Source organism: Candidatus Poriferisocius sp. (genome assembly GCF_965208475.1).
In the GTDB taxonomy this organism is placed as follows: domain Bacteria; phylum Actinomycetota; class Acidimicrobiia; order Acidimicrobiales; family Bin134; genus Poriferisocius.
Window position 1 is genome coordinate 3,163,960 of record NZ_OZ242338.1, and the last position, 19,380, is coordinate 3,183,339.

12 protein-coding genes are annotated in these 19,380 nt (G+C 63.9%); 2 read left to right on the forward strand and 10 right to left on the reverse strand.

Features of this window, described 5'->3' with window-relative positions; translation table 11 throughout:
* The first annotated feature begins 157 nt into the window (after window positions 1–157).
* Window positions 158–1,321: an AI-2E family transporter gene (locus ACOGXA_RS14870; RefSeq protein WP_419924636.1), complete on the forward strand. Its 1,164-nt coding sequence runs from the start codon at window positions 158–160 to the stop codon at window positions 1,319–1,321.
* A 27-nt stretch (window positions 1,322–1,348) separates the two neighbouring features.
* Here ACOGXA_RS14870 and tpx read toward each other — a convergent pair whose 3' ends face one another.
* On the reverse strand, window positions 1,349–1,849 hold the full coding sequence (gene tpx, locus ACOGXA_RS14875; protein WP_419924637.1) for a thiol peroxidase: 501 nt from the start codon (window positions 1,847–1,849) through the stop codon (window positions 1,349–1,351).
* A gap of 574 nt (window positions 1,850–2,423) precedes the next feature.
* On the opposite strand from tpx, the gene ACOGXA_RS14880 reads away from it, so the two are divergent.
* A complete protein-coding gene (locus ACOGXA_RS14880) occupies window positions 2,424–4,943 on the forward strand; it encodes a hypothetical protein (protein ID WP_419924638.1) in 2,520 nt (839 codons plus the stop codon).
* A gap of 24 nt (window positions 4,944–4,967) precedes the next feature.
* On the opposite strand, the gene ACOGXA_RS14885 is transcribed toward ACOGXA_RS14880, so the two are convergent.
* From ACOGXA_RS14885 to ACOGXA_RS14925, 9 genes are all read right to left on the reverse strand, one after another.
* Window positions 4,968–5,846 carry an HpcH/HpaI aldolase/citrate lyase family protein gene (locus tag ACOGXA_RS14885; protein WP_419924639.1) on the reverse strand — a complete coding sequence of 293 codons (879 nt, stop codon included), beginning with the start codon at window positions 5,844–5,846 and terminating at the stop codon, window positions 4,968–4,970.
* Between the two features lie 68 nt (window positions 5,847–5,914).
* The gene (gene serB, locus ACOGXA_RS14890) at window positions 5,915–7,087 is read right to left on the reverse strand and encodes a phosphoserine phosphatase SerB (protein WP_419924640.1); all 1,173 of its coding nucleotides are present in this window, start codon (window positions 7,085–7,087) and stop codon (window positions 5,915–5,917) included.
* Window positions 7,088–7,124: 37 nt separating this feature from the next.
* Entirely contained in the window at window positions 7,125–7,445 is a 321-nt protein-coding gene (rpsJ, locus tag ACOGXA_RS14895) for a 30S ribosomal protein S10 (protein WP_419924641.1), read from the reverse strand.
* Window positions 7,446–7,450: 5 nt separating this feature from the next.
* Window positions 7,451–8,641, reverse strand: a complete 1,191-nt coding sequence (gene tuf, locus ACOGXA_RS14900; protein ID WP_419924642.1) for an elongation factor Tu — start codon at window positions 8,639–8,641, stop codon at window positions 7,451–7,453.
* A 38-nt stretch (window positions 8,642–8,679) separates the two neighbouring features.
* A complete protein-coding gene (fusA, locus tag ACOGXA_RS14905) occupies window positions 8,680–10,764 on the reverse strand; it encodes an elongation factor G (RefSeq protein ID WP_419924643.1) in 2,085 nt (694 codons plus the stop codon).
* A 14-nt stretch (window positions 10,765–10,778) separates the two neighbouring features.
* Window positions 10,779–11,249, reverse strand: a complete 471-nt coding sequence (gene rpsG, locus ACOGXA_RS14910) for a 30S ribosomal protein S7 (protein WP_419924644.1) — start codon at window positions 11,247–11,249, stop codon at window positions 10,779–10,781.
* Window positions 11,250–11,292: 43 nt separating this feature from the next.
* Entirely contained in the window at window positions 11,293–11,664 is a 372-nt protein-coding gene (rpsL, locus tag ACOGXA_RS14915; RefSeq protein ID WP_419924645.1) for a 30S ribosomal protein S12, read from the reverse strand.
* 66 nt (window positions 11,665–11,730) lie between these two features.
* Window positions 11,731–15,663: a DNA-directed RNA polymerase subunit beta' gene (locus tag ACOGXA_RS14920; protein ID WP_419924646.1), complete on the reverse strand. Its 3,933-nt coding sequence runs from the start codon at window positions 15,661–15,663 to the stop codon at window positions 11,731–11,733.
* On the reverse strand, window positions 15,664–19,248 hold the full coding sequence (locus ACOGXA_RS14925; RefSeq protein ID WP_419924647.1) for a DNA-directed RNA polymerase subunit beta: 3,585 nt from the start codon (window positions 19,246–19,248) through the stop codon (window positions 15,664–15,666).
* Between the last annotated feature and the right edge of the window lie 132 nt (window positions 19,249–19,380).

Here is a 19,380-nt window from a genome sequence, read left to right on the forward strand (position 1 = left end):
GTTCCCCGAACAGGGTGAATACACCTTGCAGGCCTAGACGGACGTCGTTTGATACGGACATTGCCGGCCGGAGCCGACACGAGTCTCAAATGATACCGGCTGGCGGTGGCTCGGCCAAATCCCCAATTGAGCAAGGGGCTACGGTTAGCGTGAAATCGTGGACGAAACTTCGTCCGAGGATACACTGTCCCCGAAGATTCCACCCTGGCTGTTTCGGGCCATTATGGCCGGGGCCGCGGCTCTCGGCGGGCTGTACGTGTTGGGCTGGCTGATCGCGGAGCTGAAAACGCTGCTGGTGATCGTGCTGGTGTCGTTTTTCGCCTCCTTCGCGCTGGAACCCGCGGTGAACCGGATGGAGCGGGGGGGAATCCGGCGAGGCTTGGGCACCGGGATGATGTTCCTGTTTCTGCTGATCGCCCTGGGGCTGTTTCTTTGGGCCATCGGCACGGTGCTGGCCGACCAGATAGGCGAGTTCGCCGACGACGCTCCCGGCTACATCAACGACATTGAGGACTGGGTAGAGGACGCCTTCGACATCGAGATCGATGCCCAAGGGTTGCTCGACGAGTTCCAGGAGGGTGGGGCGGTCGCCAACCTGGCCACCCGGCTGGCCGACAATCTTGTCAACCTGGGGGCCACCGTCTTGCAAGTGCTCTTTCAGATTCTGACCATTGTGCTGTTCACGTTCTATCTGGTTGCCGAGGGGCCCAAGCTGCGGCGCAACATTTGCTCGTTGCTACCCCCTGAGCGTCAGCGGCTGGTGCTGAGCATCTGGAATCTGGCGATCGACAAGACCGGGGGCTACATCTACAGCCGGCTGATCTTGGCCGCGATCTCGTTCTTGGTCCACTGGCTGGTGTTCTGGCTGGTGGGCGCCCCCTTCCCGGTGCCGATGGCGATGTGGGTGGGGCTGGTGTCGCAGTTCGTTCCGGTGATCGGCACCTACATCGCCGGAGCGCTGCCGGTGCTCATCGGGCTGCTGGACAGCCCGTCGGTCGGGCTGGCCATATTGATCGGCATTGCGGTTTATCAGCAGGTGGAGAACTACCTGCTTCAGCCCAAGGTGACCGCCCACACCATGGAGATCCACGTGACCGTGGCATTCGGATCGGTGATCGCCGGAAGCCTGCTATTGGGCGCGGTGGGGGCGGTGCTGGCTCTGCCGGCCGCGGCCACCGTCCAGGCGTTCATGTCCAGCTACCTCGACCGGGTTGACGTGGTGCAGGAGCTTGAGGATGCCGAAGCAGCCCAGCATCCCGATCGCGAACCCCTGGCTCAGCGCATCCGCGAGGTGGCGCGGCGGGTGTTCACTCCCAAGTAGCGGGCTGGAGTAACGGGCTGGCTTTGCTCAGGAGCAGGCGGCGAGGGCGGCGTCGTAGTCGGGTTCAGAGGCGATGGCTTCCACCAACTCGGAGTGGGCCACGGTGCCGTCGGGGGCGATGACCACCACGGCCCGGGCGGTGAGGCCCGACAGGGGGCCGTCGATCATCTCCACGCCGTAGTCGTCCAAGAACTCCCTATTGCGGAAGATGGAGCCGATGGTCACGTTCTCGATGCCCTCGGCGCCGCAGAACCGGGAACCGGCGAAAGGCAGGTCCATCGAGGCGCAGACCACGGTGGTGTTGTCCAGCCCGGCGGCCCGCTCGTTGAAAGCTCTCACGCTGCTGGCGCACACCCCGGTGTCGATGCTGGGGAAGATGTTGAGCACCACATTGCGACCGGCCAGGCCCTCCAGCGTGACCGGGGCCAGATCGCCGCCCGTCAGTGTGAATGCTGGCGCCGCCGCTCCCACCGCAGGGAGGTCGCCGCCGGTATTGACTGTCGTGTCTCGGAAAGTGGTCTGTGCCATAGCCGTTTTGTACCACCCCGGCGGCATGCACTCGTTGCCGGGGAAGGTGATTGTGCTGGCTTCATTGTCGGGAGACCTGTTTCGAGGTTGGGATTGCAGCCAATCTGTCATATCACGCTCGTACAATCGAAGAATGCCAACCTCCGGCCACCGCGACGAAAAGGCTCTGAATGCGGCCATTGCCGCGGCCGTAGGTCGCTGTCATTCGCAGTCGGTGGTGGAGGCAGAGCGGGCCCGCAAACTGGTCGGCTCAGCGAAGCAGCCCGACATCACCGTGGATGCTCCGGGCCGGGAACGGGTTCTGGTGGAGAACAAGTACGCCAATGTGCCCGCTCGACAGTTGGAGCAGCAGTGCTTGGAGCACTTCGGAATGCGTTGGGCGCAAGACGATCGCCCGGTCCGAGTGGTGGTGGGCGTGAGGAGCCCGGAGCGTCTCAATGACTTCTCCGACGAGGAGCTAGCCCAAGGAGCGTTCACCGAGATCACATTCCAGTGGGCCATGTGGTCGGTGAATGGCGACGGCGAGCCAATGAGGTTTCCTGAGTCAGGATGGTTGGAGGGCAGAATCTCAGAATTGGCCGCGTTCATCGACCGAGCAGGAGCCGATGGAGCTGAAACCACCGCGATGGCCGACTTGGTGCAGATGAGATTGGCCGCGGCAGCGGAAGTTGCCATCCAAGGAGCCGGGGTGGCCGAGGCCTTTGGGGATGTGCTGACCCAAGAGCCTGGCGAGCAGACCAATCGGATGGCCATGGCGGTGGTGTTCAACGCCGTGCTGTTTCATTTTCACGTTTCCGAACATCATCCCCACATCCCTTCTCCATCTCTAATGATGGCTGAGAATGACTTCCATCAGCTGCGCATCCTGGAAGTCTGGGATGAGATCTTGGCTGTCGACTACTGGCCGATCTTCGGAGTGAGCCGAAAGCTTGTGTGGTCGATTGCTGGGGCCAGGCACGCCGCTGAGGCCTTGCGAATCCTGTGCCGCACCGCAGCCGCGATTCTTGAGACTCCAGATGCCTCGGGTTTTGTGGGCCGGCTCTTCGGGGAATTGATCGGTGATCGGAAGTTCTTGGCCACCTTCTACACGCAGCCTGCCTCTGCTGCCTTGCTGGCCGAGTTGGCCGTTGGCCGTTTGGAGGCGGACTGGTCGGATGTGGAGGCTATAGGCGGATTGCGGGTGGGCGATATGGCCTGTGGAACAGGAGCGCTTCTTACCGCGGCCTATCGCCGCATCATGGAGCGGCACAGGGTTGAGGGAGGTGATGACGCCGCAGCCCACCGGGCGCTTATTGAGAACGTGATGATCGGATGCGACATAATGCCTGCGGCCGTGCATCTTACCGCAGCCCGACTGTCGGGTGAGAGGCCCGATGTCGATTACACCGGTACCAAGACATGGGTCATGCCCTACGGGGAGGTGTCCGATGCTATGGGGGTGTCGGCATATCGAATCGGTGCACTCGACTTGCTTCATTCCAACACCCGTGCCGCCCTGTGGGGCGATGGGACGATGGCCGCAACCGCTCAGGGAGACGAGGTCATGGCCGTCGCTGATGTTCCTGCCGAGTCTCTTGACATTGTCATCATGAATCCGCCGTTCACTCGACCGACCAACCACGAGGGCCACCACGCCGATGTGCCCAACCCAGCTTTCGCCGGACTGGGCAATGACTCGAAGGCGCAGAAAGTGATGTCGGATGCACTAGCAGCGAACACGAAAGGCATCAGGGGCACGAAGGCGAGTCACGGCAACGCCGGGATCGCCTCCAACTTCATCGACTTGGCCCATGCCAAGCTCAAACCGGGTGGAGTATTGGCCTTGGTCTTGCCAGCGTCGGTGGTGTCAGGGGCAGCGTGGGGTGGAGCGCGGGAACTCCTGACCAAGAGGTACATGGACATTGTTGCGGTCTCTATATCTGACCAAGGAGACGGTGGCTCCGAAGGCCGGGCCTTTTCAGCCGACACCGGTATGGCTGAAGTAATCTTTGTTGCTACAAAAAAGGAGGAACCGGCAACCAGTACAGAGTTGGAAATCGCCTATGCGATTTTGAACGGAATTCCAATCTCACCAATTGCCGGGGTGGAAGTGGCTCGAGCAGTCAACGCCAAACTGGGCAGTTCTGGCTTGCTGGCAGTTGGTGAAGAAGACATGGGGTTGATCGCCAACTCGATGTTTGGTGCCGAAATGAAGGGTCAACCTATTGGGGTGTCCAATGTCGGGGTGATGGTATCAGCTACGGAACTGGCAGCTGGCCGACTGACACTGCCCCATTCTCCAGTTATTGAAATCCCTATAACGACGCTTGGCCATTTGGGATGTCGAGGGTGGGTGGATCGCGATATCTCTGGACATATGCCAAACGGTTTTCCCCGTGGGCCGTTCGACATCTTCAAGCTGCCCAACCGAGCGGATTTTGCCCAGGCGAGTTGGCCTGTGCTTTGGTCCCACAACCACAGAGCAGAGACCGCCATGCGCGTACTGCCCTGTTCGCAGGGTGTCGAGCGCCACGAGTTGAGGGAATTCGCCCTTGTCGTTTGGGAAGGGCGTTCGAATCTGGGCAAACTCTCTATTGCCGGTGCCACGCGGCTACACCTCAACAGAGACTTCCAGGTGAACTCGCAACCGATGGCGGCCTGCATGACGCCCTGCCTGGCCATAGGCGGCCGAGCCTGGCCCTCATTCCACCCGACGCCCGATGATAAGTTTGACGTCGAGATCTGGGAAAAGGCACTCTGCGTGTGGTTGAACAGCACCCTCGGATTGGTGGGCCGGTGGTGGATGTCGAACCGGCAGCAGAAGGGCCGCGCCAACCTGACGGTGACCACGATGGGGAATATCCCAGTGCTGAATCTGAAGGAGATCCCGGATGAGCAGGTGCAAGAATTGGCCATGGTGTTCGACGAGTTTGAGCGCAGCCCCATGTTGCCGGCCAATGAGTCTTATCGAGACGAAACCCGCCAACAACTGGACGAACGGGTGCTGTGCGGTGTGCTTGGACTGCCCGAGTCTATCCGGGAACCCCTCGGCACCCTGCGGTTGCAATGGTGTGCCGAGCCCTCGGTCCACGGCAACAAGAAAACTCGTCCCTGACATCGGCGGGAGCGGCGGCTTGCGCTAGCCAAGTCCCAGTCGCTCGGCGCGGGAGAGGTTTTGCTGGGCGGTGAGGAGGTGGGCATGGTCGATGAGGCGGCCTTGGTATCTGAATGCGCCGATGCCTTGGGCCTGCGCCTCTTGGATTGCGGCGATGAGGCTGCGCCATCCCTCTACCTCTTCGGGGGTGGGGGAGAAGGTCTGGTTGACGATGGGTATATGGCTGGGGTGGATGATCATCATTCCCTCATAGCCGAGCTGGCGAGTCTGCTGGGCGAACCCGGTGAGACCGTCGAGGTCGTCGACGTGGCCCCATAGCCCCGACAGCGGGTTCAACACGCCCGCGGCGCGCACGTCAATGAGCACCTTTTGGCGGAGGTACAAGGTCTCGATGCCTTCGGGAGTCCATTGGAAGCCCACCGAGCGGCCCAGGTCACCGTGGCGGCCGGTGGCGCCGCCCATGTAGGCCACTCGGTCGGAGGCGGTGGCCAGCTCGTAGGCCAAGCGGACGGCCGACGCGGTCTCCACCAGCGGCATGATGCGGGCCGCGGTGCCCTCCAAGGCATCGGAAGCGGCGGCTACTTCGCTGGGCTCGGCGATCTGGGGAAGCATCAGAGCGGTGAGCGACGGGTGGCGGCAGGCGTCGGTGTCGGGGGCGAAGTCGGGAGTGCCTACCGCAGAAACCCGCACAAACACCGCAGGCTGCCCTGGGGTGTGGGCTTCCAAGGCGTGGCGGACGTTGGCCCGGGCTTCAGCGGCTGTTGCTCGGGTGATGGCGCTTTCCAGATCGAACACCACCCCATCGGCCTGCGTGGCCAGCGCCTTTTGCATCCGGTCGGCCCGGTTGGCCGGGACGAACAGCAGGCTGCGGATCGGGGGAGGGTCTGATTCTGCTGCGGGCATCGGTCAGGTTCTGTTGGCGGCCGGCAGGCTGCGGATCGGCGGGGGATCGGGAGTCATCTCGGCGACGGCTAGATTCCCTCGGCTTCGACTTCTTCGCGGCTTACGCCCAGGAGGAACAGCACCGCGTCCAGGTAGGGGACGCTGACCGAGGTCTCGACTTCTTGGCGCACCTTGGGTTTGGCGTTGAAGGCGATGCCCAGACCGGCGGCGGTGAGCATGTCGATGTCGTTGGCGCCGTCGCCCACTGCTACCACCTGCTCGGGCGACACCCCTTCGGCGGCGGCCACTTCGTGGAGAATCTCGGCTTTGCGGCCGCGGTCCACGATTGGGCCTTCGAGGTTGCCGGTGAGCTTGCCATCAGCCATCTCCAAGGTGTTGGCGAAGGCGTAGTCGAGGTCGAAGCTCTGCTTGAGCCGGTTGCAGAAGCGGGTGAAGCCGCCGCTAACGATGGCAATGGCATAGCCCAGCCGTTGAAGGGTGGTCACGAATGTCCGGGCTCCTTGGGTGAGGATGACCTGGTCCCATACCCGCTCCAGCGCGGCCTCGTCCAAACCGGCCAAGAGGCGGACTCGTTCCCGCAGGGCAGTTTCGAAGTCGATCTCGCCTCGCATGGCCTGGTCGGTTAGCTTCCGGCACACCTCGCGGTATCCCGCCTCGGCGGCCAGCAGATCGATCATCTCATCTTGGATGAGGGTGGAGTCGACATCGAGCAGGGCGACCCGCTTGGCCCGCCGAGCCAGTCCTTCCCGCTGGATGGCCACGTCGAATTCGGGGTTGGCGCCGGCCACCGACAGCAGGTTGCGCCGGATGGCGTCGGCATCGCCCCCCTCCACCAGCAACTCGTAGCTGTAGATGGGATAGCGGGAGAGGCGCACGATGCGGTTGATGTTGCCTGCGCCGTCGGCGATGGCAGAGGCGGTGGCGGCCAGCATCGCCGGGGTCAACTCCCGGCCCAGCACGGTCACGGCGTAGGCGCCGGTGTGGGAAGAGGGCGTGGGGTCGACCACGTCGAACTCGACGGCGACCTCTTGCTCCCATCCGAACAGCAACAGGTCTTTGAGCAGGTCTTGCCCGGGGGGAACCTCCATCACGATGCCCAGGGTGAGCTGGCGGCGGATCACCACCTGCTCCACGTCCTGGATGCGTGCCCCGCCGCTGGTCAGAACGTCGAGCAGCGTGGCGAACAAGCCGGGGCGATCTGGTCCGGAGACCCGGAGCAGGATTACTTGCGAAGAGGCCATGGCCAGCCCGGACTCGGTCCGTTGCCTCAGCCCATGCTCAGCCGTGCTGGAGTTTGATCTCGATGTCCACGCCCGCGGGCAAGTCCAACCGCTGGAGGGAGTCCACGGTCTTGGGACCAGGGTCCACGATGTCGAGCAGGCGCTTGTGGATGCGGATCTCGAAGTGCTCGCGGCTGTCCTTGTCCTTGTGGGGTGAGCGGATAACCGTGAAGCGGTGCTTCTCGGTGGGCAGCGGGACAGGTCCCCGCAGGTCGGCCTGGGTGCGCTTGACCGTCTCCACGATCTTCTTGGTGGACTGGTCGATGATCTCGTGATCGTAGGCCTTCAGCCGAATGCGGATTTTCTGTCCTGTGGCCATGTGCGCTACTTGAGGATCTTGGTGACGGTGCCCGCGCCCACGGTGCGGCCGCCCTCGCGGATGGCGAAGCGGAGGCCTTCATCCATGGCGATCGGTGCGATCAGCTCCACGATCATCTCCGTGTTGTCGCCGGGCATGCACATCTCGGTGCCCTCAGGCAGGGCGATGGTGCCGGTGACATCGGTGGTGCGGAAGTAGAACTGGGGCCGGTAGTTGCTGAAGAATGGCTTGTGGCGCCCGCCCTCTTCTTTGGTCAACACGTAGACCTGCGCCTCGAAGTTGGTATGGGGGTTGATGGAGCCGGGCTTGGCCAGCACCTGGCCTCGCTGCACCTCGTCTTTGCCGGTACCCCTCAGCAGGGCGCCGATGTTGTCGCCGGCGCGGCCCTCGTCCAGCAGTTTGCGGAACATCTCCACGCCGGTGCAGACCGTCTCAGCCGTATCCCGGATGCCGACGATCTCCACCTTGTCGCCAGTGTTGACGATGCCCTGCTCTACCCGGCCGGTGACCACGGTGCCCCGCCCGGTGATGGAGAAGACGTCTTCGATCGGCATCAGGAACGGCTTGTCCACGTCGCGCTCGGGCTCTTCGATATAGGAGTCCACCTGCTCCATCAGGTCCAGAACCTGCTGGGCCGAGTCGCCGTCGCCGTCGAGGGCCTTGAGCGCGGAAACCGGTATCACCGGGATGTCGTCACCGGGGAAGTCGTACTCGCTGAGCAGCTCCCGAACCTCGAGCTCGACCAGCTCCAACAGCTCATCATCATCCACCATGTCGACCTTGTTCAGGGCCACCACGATGGCCGGCACGCCGACCTGGCGGGCCAGCAGGACGTGCTCTCGGGTCTGGGGCATGGGGCCGTCGGCGGCCGACACCACCAGGATGGCGCCGTCGACCTGGGCGGCCCCGGTGATCATGTTCTTGATGTAATCGGCGTGGCCGGGCATATCCACGTGGGCGTAGTGCCGGTTGGGAGTCTCGTACTCGACGTGGGCCACGTTGATGGTGATGCCCCGCTCCCGCTCCTCGGGGGCCTTGTCGATGTTGTCAAACTCAGTGAACTGAGTTGAAGAAGGATCAGCTTCCGACAGCACCCGGGTGATCGCCGCGGTGAGCGTTGTCTTGCCATGGTCGATGTGGCCCATCGTGCCCACGTTCAAGTGCGGCTTGGTTCGCTCGAATGTTTCCTTTGCCATTTTCTCTCAACCTCCGAGGGTGGGTTGTTTCCCCATGGTTATTCGCCCCGAATGCGGGCGACGATTTCCTCCTGCACCTTGGCCGGCGCCTGCCGATAGGTGTCGAATTGCATGGTGTGCGTTGCGCGGCCCTGTGTCCGCGAACGGAGTTCGGTAGCGTATCCGAACATTTCCGAAAGTGGCACATGGGCCTTGACAATTTGTTCGCGGCCCCGCTGTTCCATGCTGTCGATCTTGCCCCGTCGACCGTTCAAGTCACCGATGACATCGCCCATGTACTCCTCGGGCGTAACGACATCGACGGCCATGATCGGCTCCAACAAGATGGGCTTGGCCCGACGGGCGGCACCCCGGAAGGCGGCGGTGGCCGCGATCTTGAAGGCCATGTCCGACGAGTCCACATCGTGGTGCTTGCCGTCGGTGAGGGTCACCTTGAGATCCACGACCGGGAAGCCGGCGAGGGGGCCGGTGGTCATGGCGTCCTGCATGCCGCTGTCCACCGCGGGGATGTACTCCCGGGGAATCCGCCCCCCGGAGACTTCGCTGGCGAACTCGTAGCCCTTGCCGGGGGCGTTGGGCTCCAAATCGAAGGTGATCTCGGCGTACTGGCCGGAGCCGCCAGTCTGCTTCTTGTGGGTGTGGGTGAACTTGATCACCGGAGCGGAGATGGTCTCCCGGTAGGCCACTTGGGGCTTGCCCACCGAGGCGTCCACGTTGAACTCGCGCAGCATCCGCTCCACCAGCACTTCCAAGTGCAGCTCCCCCATGCCGGCGATGAGGGTCTGAGCGGTCTCCTCATCGGTGCGGACCTGGAACGTCGGATCCTCTTCGGCCAGAGCGGACATGGCCTTGCCCAGCTTGTCTTGGTCGGCCTTGGTGCGGGGCTCCACCGCCACCTGGATGACCGGGTCGGGGAAGTCCATCTGCTCCAATTCGAGGGGGTGGTTGGGCTGGGCCAAGGTGTCGCCGGTGCGCACGTCCTTGAAGCCGATGCCGGCCACGATGTCGCCCGCCCGGACGACGTCGAGGTCTTCCCGGTCGTTGGCGTGCATCTCCAGAATGCGCCCCACCCGCTCCTTGCGGCCGGTGCGGGGATTGACCACCTGGCTGCCCTTCTCCAAGTTGCCGCTGTAGACCCGGAAATAGGTCAGCTTGCCCACGTGGGGATCGCTCATGATCTTGAACGCCAGCGCGCTGAAGGGAGCGTTGTCGTCGGCGGGCCGCTCGCAGGCCTCTCCCTTGTGGGTGCCCTTCACCGCGGGGATGTCCAGCGGCGAGGGCAGGTACTCGATAACCGCGTCCAGCAAGGGCTGTATGCCCTTGTTCTTGAAGGCCGACCCGCACAGCACCGGCACGATGTCCAGCGCCAGGGTGCCGGCCCGGAGTGCGGAACGAAGGTCGGCAGGGGTAATCGAATCCTCGTCCTCGACGTACTTCTCAAGCAGGTACTCGTCGAATTGGGTGAGCTGGTCGATGAGCTCCAGGCGGGCCTCTTCGGCCTTGTCCTTGAGGTTTTCGGGAATCTCGGTGACATCCCAGGTTGCCCCCAAGTCGTCGCCTCGCCACACCAGGCCCCGCATTTCCACCAGGTCCACCACGCCGAGCAGGCCGGCTTCGATCCCGATGGGCAACTGCACCACCGCGGTGTTGGCCCGCAGCCGCTCTTGGATGGTGAGCACGGCGTGCTCGAAGCTGGCGCCGGTGCGGTCGAGCTTGTTGACGAAGCAGATCCGGGGGACTCCGTACTTGTTGGCCTGGCGCCAAACCGTTTCCGACTGGGGTTCAACGCCGGCGACGCCATCGAACAGTGCGACCGCCCCGTCGAGCACCCGCAGGGAGCGCTCCACCTCCATGGTGAAGTCCACGTGGCCGGGGGTGTCAATGATGTTGATGCGGTGTCCCGCCCACTCCGCAGTGGTGGCGGCCGAGGTGATGGTGATGCCCCGCTCCTGCTCTTGCTCCATCCAGTCCATGGTGGCGGCGCCGTCGTGAACCTCTCCGAGCTTGTAGGCCTTGCCGGTGTAGTAGAGGATGCGCTCGGTGCAGGTGGTTTTTCCGGCATCGATGTGGGCCATGATGCCAATGTTGCGGGTTTTTTCCAGGGGGTGACGAGACATGGTCATCTGGGGTGGACCGCTTACCAGCGGTAATGAGCAAAGGCCCGGTTCGACTCAGCCATCTTGTGCAGGTCGTCGCGCCGTTTCACCGACGCCCCCAGACCATTGGAGGCGTCTAGGATTTCATTGGCCAGACGGTCGATCATGGTGCGCTCGCGCCGCTCTCGGGCGTGGTTGACGATCCAGCGGATAGCCAGCGTGTTGGCTCGCCGGGGGCGCACGTCCACGGGAACCTGGTAGGTGGCGCCGCCGACGCGTCGGCTGCGGACCTCGAGTTGGGGCCGCACGTTGTCCACGGCCCGCTTGAGGGTTCCGATCGGCTCGGCGGTGGTCTTCTGCTCGACGATGCCGAGCGCGCCGTAAACGATGCGCTCCGCAGTGGAGCGCTTGCCCCGTTGCAGCACTTTGTTGACGAACTGGGTTACCAGCAACTCGCCATAAACCGGATCCCTTGGGAGATCGCGTCGCCCCGGCGAGCCCTTGCGAGGCATCGTTATGACTCTCTTCCAGCGGTGGTGAAGCTGCCCGGCATCGCTAGCCCTCTTTCTTGGCGCCGTACCGGCTGCGGGCCTGGCGCCGTTCGGCCACCCCCGACGTGTCGAGCGTGCCGCGGATGATCTTGTAGCGCACCCCTGGCAGATCCCGCACCCGACCGCCGCGCACCAACACGATGGAGTGCTCTTGGAGGTTGTGCCCCTCGCCGGGGATGTAGGCGGTAACCTCCATGCCGCTGGTCAGGCGGACGCGGGCCACTCTTCGCAGTGCCGAGTTCGGCTTTTTCGGAGTGGTGGTGTAGACGCGGGTGCATACCCCCCGCCTCTGGGGCGCGCCCTTGAGAGCCGGCGTCTTCTCTTTGCGAAATTTGGACTGGCGGCCCTTGCGCACCAGCTGCTGAATCGTGGGCACAGCACATCCTAGGGCTGATTGGGACAAGATTGAGAGCGCAGAAAAATCCACGCTCCGATGGGAAGTCTACGCCCCTATTGTTCCCATCGGCAACACGTCGGCTTCCTCGGCATTGGTCGGAGCGTCCCAATGCGCAAACTGATCGGCCAGGTCAATGTCGTCATCAGTGGAGGTGTAGTACTCCATCGGCGTGTAGTCGGGGGCATGGGTGGCTATCTCCCGGTACAGCTCCATGCCCGTCCCGGCGGGAATCAGCTTGCCGATGATGATGTTCTCCTTCAAGCCGATGAGTCCGTCATGGCGCGACTCGATGGCCGCTTCGGTGAGCACCCGGGTGGTCTCCTGGAATGAAGCCGCCGACAGCCAGGAGTCGGTGGCCAAGGAGGCCTTGGTTATCCCCATGAGCTCGGGACGGCCTTCGGCGGGCCGCTGGCCCTCTTGGGCAAGCGAGCGGTTCACGTTGGTGAACACCTGGGAGTCCACCCGCTCGCCGGGCAGGAAATCGGAGTCTCCCGGCTCCTGGATGGCCACCCGGCGGGTCATCTGGCGCACGATCAGCTCGATGTGCTTGTCGTGGATGGACACGCCCTGGTCTCGGTAAACCCGCTGGACCTCGTCCACCAGATACTGCTGGGTCTCCCGCACCCCTCGGATCTCGAGGAGCTCCTTGGGGTCGCGAGGCCCATCGGCCTGGGCCACCGGATCGCCGGCGGCCACCTCCTGGCCCTCGTTCACGGCCAGCTTCCATGCCGGGTCGATGACGGTGGACCACTCGGATCCGTCGTCGCCCACCACAGACAGCCTGCTTACCTTGCCATCATCCTCGCTGATGCGTACCACGCCGGAAATCCGGGTGAGCTCGGCTTTGCCCTTGGGGGTGCGGGCTTCGAACAGCTCCACCACCCGGGGCAGGCCGCCGGCGATGTCCTTGCCGGCCACGCCGCCGGTGTGGAAGGTGCGCATAGTGAGCTGCGTGCCCGGCTCGCCGATCGACTGAGCAGCGATAACCCCGACGGCCTCACCCACTTCGATGGTCTGGCCGGTGGCCAGGGAGAGCCCGTAGGAAGCCCGGCTGATGCCCACCTCGGAGTCGTCGGTGAGGGGGGACAGGACGCGCACGCGGCTCACGGTCGGGTCGTCGCGCAAGAGGGCCAGTTCCTCGTCTTCGACGATGGTGCCCTTCTTCAGCACGGTGCCGTCGCCCAAGGCCACGTCGTCGACCAGGGTGCGGCTGAACAGGCGGGTCTCCAAATAGGATCGCCGGCCCGGCTCGTCGGGCACCACTTCGTCGATCCAGATGCCCCGGACGGGCCCTCCGGATTCGAAGGGGTCGCGGTCGTTGATGATGACCTCCTGGGCCACGTCAACCAGGCGACGCGTGAGATATCCGGAGTCCGCGGTGCGCAGGGCGGTGTCCACCAAACCCTTGCGGGCGCCGGGGGTGGCGATGAAGTACTCCAGCATCGCCAGGCCCTCGCGGAAGTTGCTCTTGATGGGACGGGGAATCATGTCCCCCCGGGGGTTGGCCACCAGGCCCCGCATGCCCGCGATCTGGCGGACCTGCATCATGTTGCCCCTAGCGCCAGAGCCCACCATCATGTCGATGGGGTTGAACTTCTCGGACTTGAGAACCGCCTCCATGCTCTGGCGCACCATCTCGGTGGCCTCGGTCCATATCTCAACCTCTTTCTGGCGGCGCTCACCGTCGGTGATGATCCCCCGCCGGAACTGGTTCTCTACCTTGTCTGCTTCCTTCTCGTATCGGTCCAGGATGCTCTTTTTGTCGTGGGGGACTTTGATGTCGTCAACCGACACGGTGAGCCCGGATTGGCTGGAGAACTCGAAGCTCAGGTTCTTCAGGGCGTCGAGGCTGCGAGCCACCACCTCTTTGCTGTATTGCTGGGCCAGCCTGTCCACGATCGCGGTTATGTCCCGCTTGGTGGCCACATGGTTCACATACGGGAAGTCCTCGGGCAGGGTGCTGTTGAAGAACGCTCTGCCCACCGTGGTGGGCGTGTAGGTGGCCGCGTCGCCATTGGCGGGGGTGTCCACAAGCTCGGGGATGCGGTACTCGATGCGGGCGTGCAGTTCGACCTCGCCGGATTCGTAGGCCCGTTCGATCTGGTGCTGATGGCGGAAAGCCCGCCCCTCGCCGCGAGCGCCCTCCACTTCCTCGGTGAGGTAGTAGGCCCCGATGATCATGTCCTGGCCGGGAGTGACCAGGGGCCGGCCGTGAGCAGGGCTGAGCACATTGTTGGCCGACAGCATCAGCACCCGAGCCTCGGCTTGGGCCTGAGCGGACAGGGGCAGGTGGACTGCCATCTGGTCGCCGTCGAAGTCGGCGTTGAAAGCGGTGCACACCAGCGGGTGGATCTGGATGGCCTTGCCCTCCACCAGCACCGGCTCGAACGCCTGGATGCCCAAACGGTGCAGGGTGGGGGCCCGGTTCAGCAGCACGGGGTGCTCTTGGATGACCTCGTCGAGCACGTCCCAAACCTGGGGTCGGCGGCGCTCCACCATCCGCTTGGCCGACTTGATGTTCTGGGCCAAGTCCTCTTCTACCAGCTTCTTCATCACGAAGGGCTTGAACAACTCCAGAGCCATGAGCTTGGGCAGGCCGCACTGGTGCAGCTTTAGGGTGGGGCCGACCACGATTACCGAGCGACCCGAGTAGTCGACCCGCTTGCCCAGAAGGTTCTGGCGGAACCGCCCCTGCTTGCCCTTGAGCATGTCCGACAGCGACTTGAGCGGGCGGTTGCCCGGACCGGTCACCGGACGTCCCCGGCGGCCGTTGTCGAACAGGGCGTCCACCGCTTCTTGCAGCATCCGCTTTTCGTTGTTGACGATGATCTCGGGCGCGCCCAGATCGAGCAGCCGCTTGAGGCGGTTGTTGCGGTTGATCACCCGCCGGTAGAGATCGTTCAAATCAGAGGTGGCGAACCGGCCGCCGTCCAACTGCACCATGGGGCGCAGCTCCGGGGGGATGACCGGAACGGCGTCCAAGATCATGGCCCGGGGGTCGTTGACCCGCCGGTTGTGCTGGTCGCGGCGATTGAAGGCCGACACGATCTTCAACCGCTTGATGGCCTTCTGCTCCCTCTGCTGGGACAGCTTCTTTTGGCCCTCGGGGGGGTCGAGCTGCTCCCGGAGCTTGCGCTCCTCCTCATCGAGGTCGACGCTGTCGATAAGCGTGGCGATGACCGCCGCGCCCATGCCCCCGGAGAACAGATCGCCGTAGCGCTCCTCCATCTCCCGCCACAGATCTTCATCCTCGACGATCTTGCGGGGGAACAGGCTGGAGAACTCCTCGAATGCCCGCTCTACCAGGTCGATCTCCTCCTCGTATTCCTCGTCGATGGCCAGCAGGTCTTTTTCGGCCGCCTTCTGCCGGGAGTTCTTCTCCGACTCCTTGGCCTCGGCGGCCTCCAGCTCGGCCAGCTCGGCCTCCAGCTCGGCCAAACGCTCGTTTCGGCGCTCCTGGTGCTCTTCGCGGACAGCCTCCACTTCCTCGTGCATCTCCTGCTCGAGCCTGGGAAGCTGCTGGTGGCGCTCATCCTCGTCCACCTCGGTGACCAGGTTGGCCGCGAAATAGATGACCTTCTCAAGCTGCTTGGCCTTGAGCTCCTCCTTGGGCTCGGTGCCCATCAGCAGATAGGCCAGCCACGACCTCGTGCCCCGCAGATACCAGATATGCACGGCCGGGGCCGCGAGCTCGATGTGCCCCATCCGATCCCGGCGGACCTTGGAGCGGGTCACCTCCACACCGCAGCGCTCGCAGATGATGCCCTTGAAGCGGATGCGCTTGTACTTGCCGCAGTAGCACTCCCAGTCCTTGGTGGGCCCGAAGATCTTCTCGCAGAACAGCCCGTCTTTTTCCGGACGGAGCGTCCGATAGTTGATGGTCTCGGGCTTCTTCACCTCGCCATTGGACCAAGTCCGAATGGCATCGGCGGTGGCCAGCCCTATGGCGAGTTGGTCGAAAGCGTTGACATCCAACATCTAGAACGGCCTCCCTGCGACGCGGCGCTCGTCTTCATCATCTGATCCCCGTTCGGGGCGCGAAATATCGATGCCCAGCTCTTCGGAAGTGCGGAAGGCGTCGTCGTCCAGCTCCGTGATCTCCACTTGCTGTCCAGCGGTGTCCCTGACCTCCACGTTGAGGCAAAGAGCCTGCATTTCCTTGATGAGCACCTTGAAGCTCTCCGGAATGCCCGGCTCGGGGATGTTGTCGCCTTTGACAATGGCCTCGTATACCCGCACTCGACCGAGCACATCATCGGACTTGATGGTGAGCAGTTCTTGGAGGCAGTAGGCCGCGCCGTAGGCTTCCAGCGCCCAGACTTCCATCTCGCCGAAGCGCTGGCCGCCGAACTGGGCCTTGCCGCCCAGGGGCTGCTGGGTGATCATCGAGTAGGGGCCGGTGGAGCGGGCGTGGATCTTGTCGTCCACCAGATGGGCCAGCTTCAGCATGTACATGTAGCCGACCATGATCCGGTTGTCGTAGGGATAGCCGGTGCGTCCGTTGTAGAGCTCGGCCTTGCCGTCGGCGCCGACAAGGCGCTCCCCGTCTACGGTCTCGGGCTTGATGTTGCGCAAGAGCTGCTGGATGGTGGGGTGCTGCCCAGAGTGGCCGGCCTCATCCCAATGGGCGCCGTCGAACACCGGAGTCGCCACCAGGGTGGCAGCTCGGGTGGCGGGACGGGTCTTGCGCCCTTCGCCCCGTTCGGGCTCGGCTCCCACTGTGCCGTTCACATCCCATCCCCAGCGGGCCGCATAGCCCAAGTGGGCTTCCAGCACCTGGCCCACGTTCATGCGGGAGGGAACCCCCAGCGGGTTCAAAATGATGTCCACGGGGGTGCCGTCGGCTAGATAGGGCATGTCCTCCATGGGCAAGATCTTGGAGATGACCCCCTTGTTGCCGTGGCGTCCGGCCAGCTTGTCGCCGACGGAGATCTTCCGCTTCTGGGCCACGTACACCCTGACTAGCTGGTTGACGCCGGGAGGGAGTTCATCGCCGGCATAGCGGTTGAACTTCTTGACGTCGATGACTTTGCCGTTCTCGCCGTGGGGCACCTTGAGGCTGGTGTCGCGCACCTCGCGGGCCTTCTCCCCGAAGATGGCCCGCAGCAGGCGCTCCTCGGGGGTCAGCTCCGTCTCTCCCTTGGGAGTGACCTTGCCCACCAGCACGTCGCCGGGGCCGACCTCGGCGCCGGGGAGGATGATGCCCTCCTCGTCGAGGTTGGCCAAGATCTCCTCCGACAGGTTCGGGATGTCTCGGGTGATCTCCTCGGGGCCGAGTTTGGTGTCCCGGGCATCGATCTCGTGCTCGTGGATGTGGATGGAGGTCAGCACGTCGTCGCGCACCAGCCGGTCGCTCAGGATGATGGCGTCTTCGAAGTTGTAGCCCTCCCAGGCCATGAACGCCACCAGAAGGTTCTTGCCCAGGGCTATCTCGCCGTTGTCGGTGGACGGCCCGTCGGCCAAGATGTCGCCCTTTTTGAATCGGTCGCCCACCTGGACAAGCGGCTTCTGGTTGATGCAGGTGTCCTGGTTGGAGCGCTCGAATTTCATGAGCTTGTACTTGGACGGGCCGGATTTCTTGTAGTCGACCGTGATGCTCTCGCCGGCGACGTCGGTGATCGTGCCGTCCTCTTCGGCGATGATCATGTCGGCGGCATCGTGAGCGGCCTTGGCTTCGATGCCGGTTCCCACATAGGGCGCCTCCGACCGGACGAGAGGCACGGCCTGACGCTGCATGTTGGCCCCCATGAGGGCACGGTTGGCGTCGTCGTGCTCAAGGAACGGGATGAGCGCGGTGGCCACCGAGACGATCTGCTTGGGGGAGACGTCCATGAGCTGGACCTCGTCGGGCGGCACCGAGGAGATCTCGGTGGTGGCCCCGAAGAACACCTCTTGCTCGAGCTGGGCCTGCAACCCCTTCATGGTGGCCGCCTGGGGAGAGCGCCGAACCAGTACCCGGTCGTTGACGAACCGGTTCTGGCTGTCGAGGGGGGCGTTGGCCTGGGCCACCACGTATTCCTCCTCGTCGTCGGCGGCCAGCCAGACGATCTCATCGGTCACCTGACCGTCGATCACCTTCCGGTAGGGAGACTCGATGAATCCGAATTCGTTGACCCGGCCGTAAGAGGCCAGCGCGCCGATCAGGCCGATGTTGGGACCCTCGGGGGTCTCGATGGGGCACATCCGGCCGTAATGGGAGAAGTGGACGTCGCGCACCTCGAAACCGGCCCGCTCCCGGGACAGCCCGCCCGGGCCCAGAGCCGACAGACGGCGGCGGTGGGTGAGCCCCGACAGCGGGTTCACCTGATCCATGAACTGGGAGAGCTGGCTGGTGCCGAAGAACTCTTTGATAGCGGCGGCCACCGGCCGGTTGTTGATGAGGGAAGTGGGGGTGATGGCCTCCACATCCTGTGTGGTCATGCGCTCTCGCACCACCCGTTCCATGCGGGAGAGGCCGATGCGCACCTGGTTTTGGATCAGCTCGCCTATCGAGCGGATGCGGCGGTTGGCGAAGTGGTCCTGATCGTCGAGGCGGTAGCCGGGCTCGAACTTCACCAAGTGCAGGAGGTAGGTGCAGGTGGCCAGCACCTCAGCCTCCGAGAGCACCGGCTGGTCGGGATCGGGGCGATCCAACGTCAAGCCGAACAGCTCTTCGATGCGGTCCAGCTCCGATCCCAGCTTGCGATCGAGCTTGTAGCGGCCCACCCGGGACAGGTCGTAGCGGCGGTTCTCGAAGAAGGCGTTGCGGAAGTAGTTGCGGGCGGCCTCCACCGATTGGGGCTCGCCGGGGCGGGCTCGCTTGTAGATCTCCAGCAGGGCTTCGTCTCGGGTGGTGTGCTGGTGCTTGTCGCTCTCCCACTGGTCGGCGAGGAAGTCGAAGTGGGCCACGAATCGGTCGAGGAAGCCGGGTGCGTTCTCCTCGTCGTAGCCCAGAGCCCGCAGCAGCGTGAACAGGCTCATGCGGCGCTTGCGGGCCACTCGGGCGCCCGCGGTGGGGTTGCGGCCCGGCTTGTGCTCGACGTCGAACTCGATCCACTCTCCCCGGTACGGGTGGATGGTGCCGGTGACCAGCTGGTGCTTGCTCAAGTTGCGGAGCCGGAACCGCTCGCCGGGCTGGAAGATCACCCCTGGCGAGCGAACGAGCTGGGACACCACGACGCGCTCGGTCCCGTTTACGATGAACGTCCCCTTGTCGGTCATGACGGGGAAGTCGCCCAAGAACACGATCTGCTCGATGATCTCGCCGGTGAGGCGGTTTGAGAACCGGGCCTGCACCAGGATGGGCGCCGAGTAGGTCATGTCCTTCTCTTTGCACTCTTCCACCGAGGTGCCCCAACGGGGGCCGGGGTTCAGGTCTTCATCGTCGGGGTCGAACTCCAGTTCGAGCTGGAGGTTCTCTGAGAAATCCTTGATGGGGCTGATGTCGCGGAATGCATCGGCCAAGCCGTGGCGGATGAACCACTGGAAGGAGTCCTTCTGCACTGCGATGAGGTCGGGTAGAGCAAGCACCTCCTCCAGGTTTCCGAAGGAGTAGCGGTCGCGGGTCGCCAAACGGGGGGCCAAGGTGAGCTCCTGAGGTGGTGTGGTGGACGGGCAACGCCGGTAGGCTGCTCGAACCCCTAGACGTCATCGGGAAGGCGGAATCCCGAAAACGCGGCCGCGACAATAGAGAAAGCGTAGCCAGGAAGACGAGCG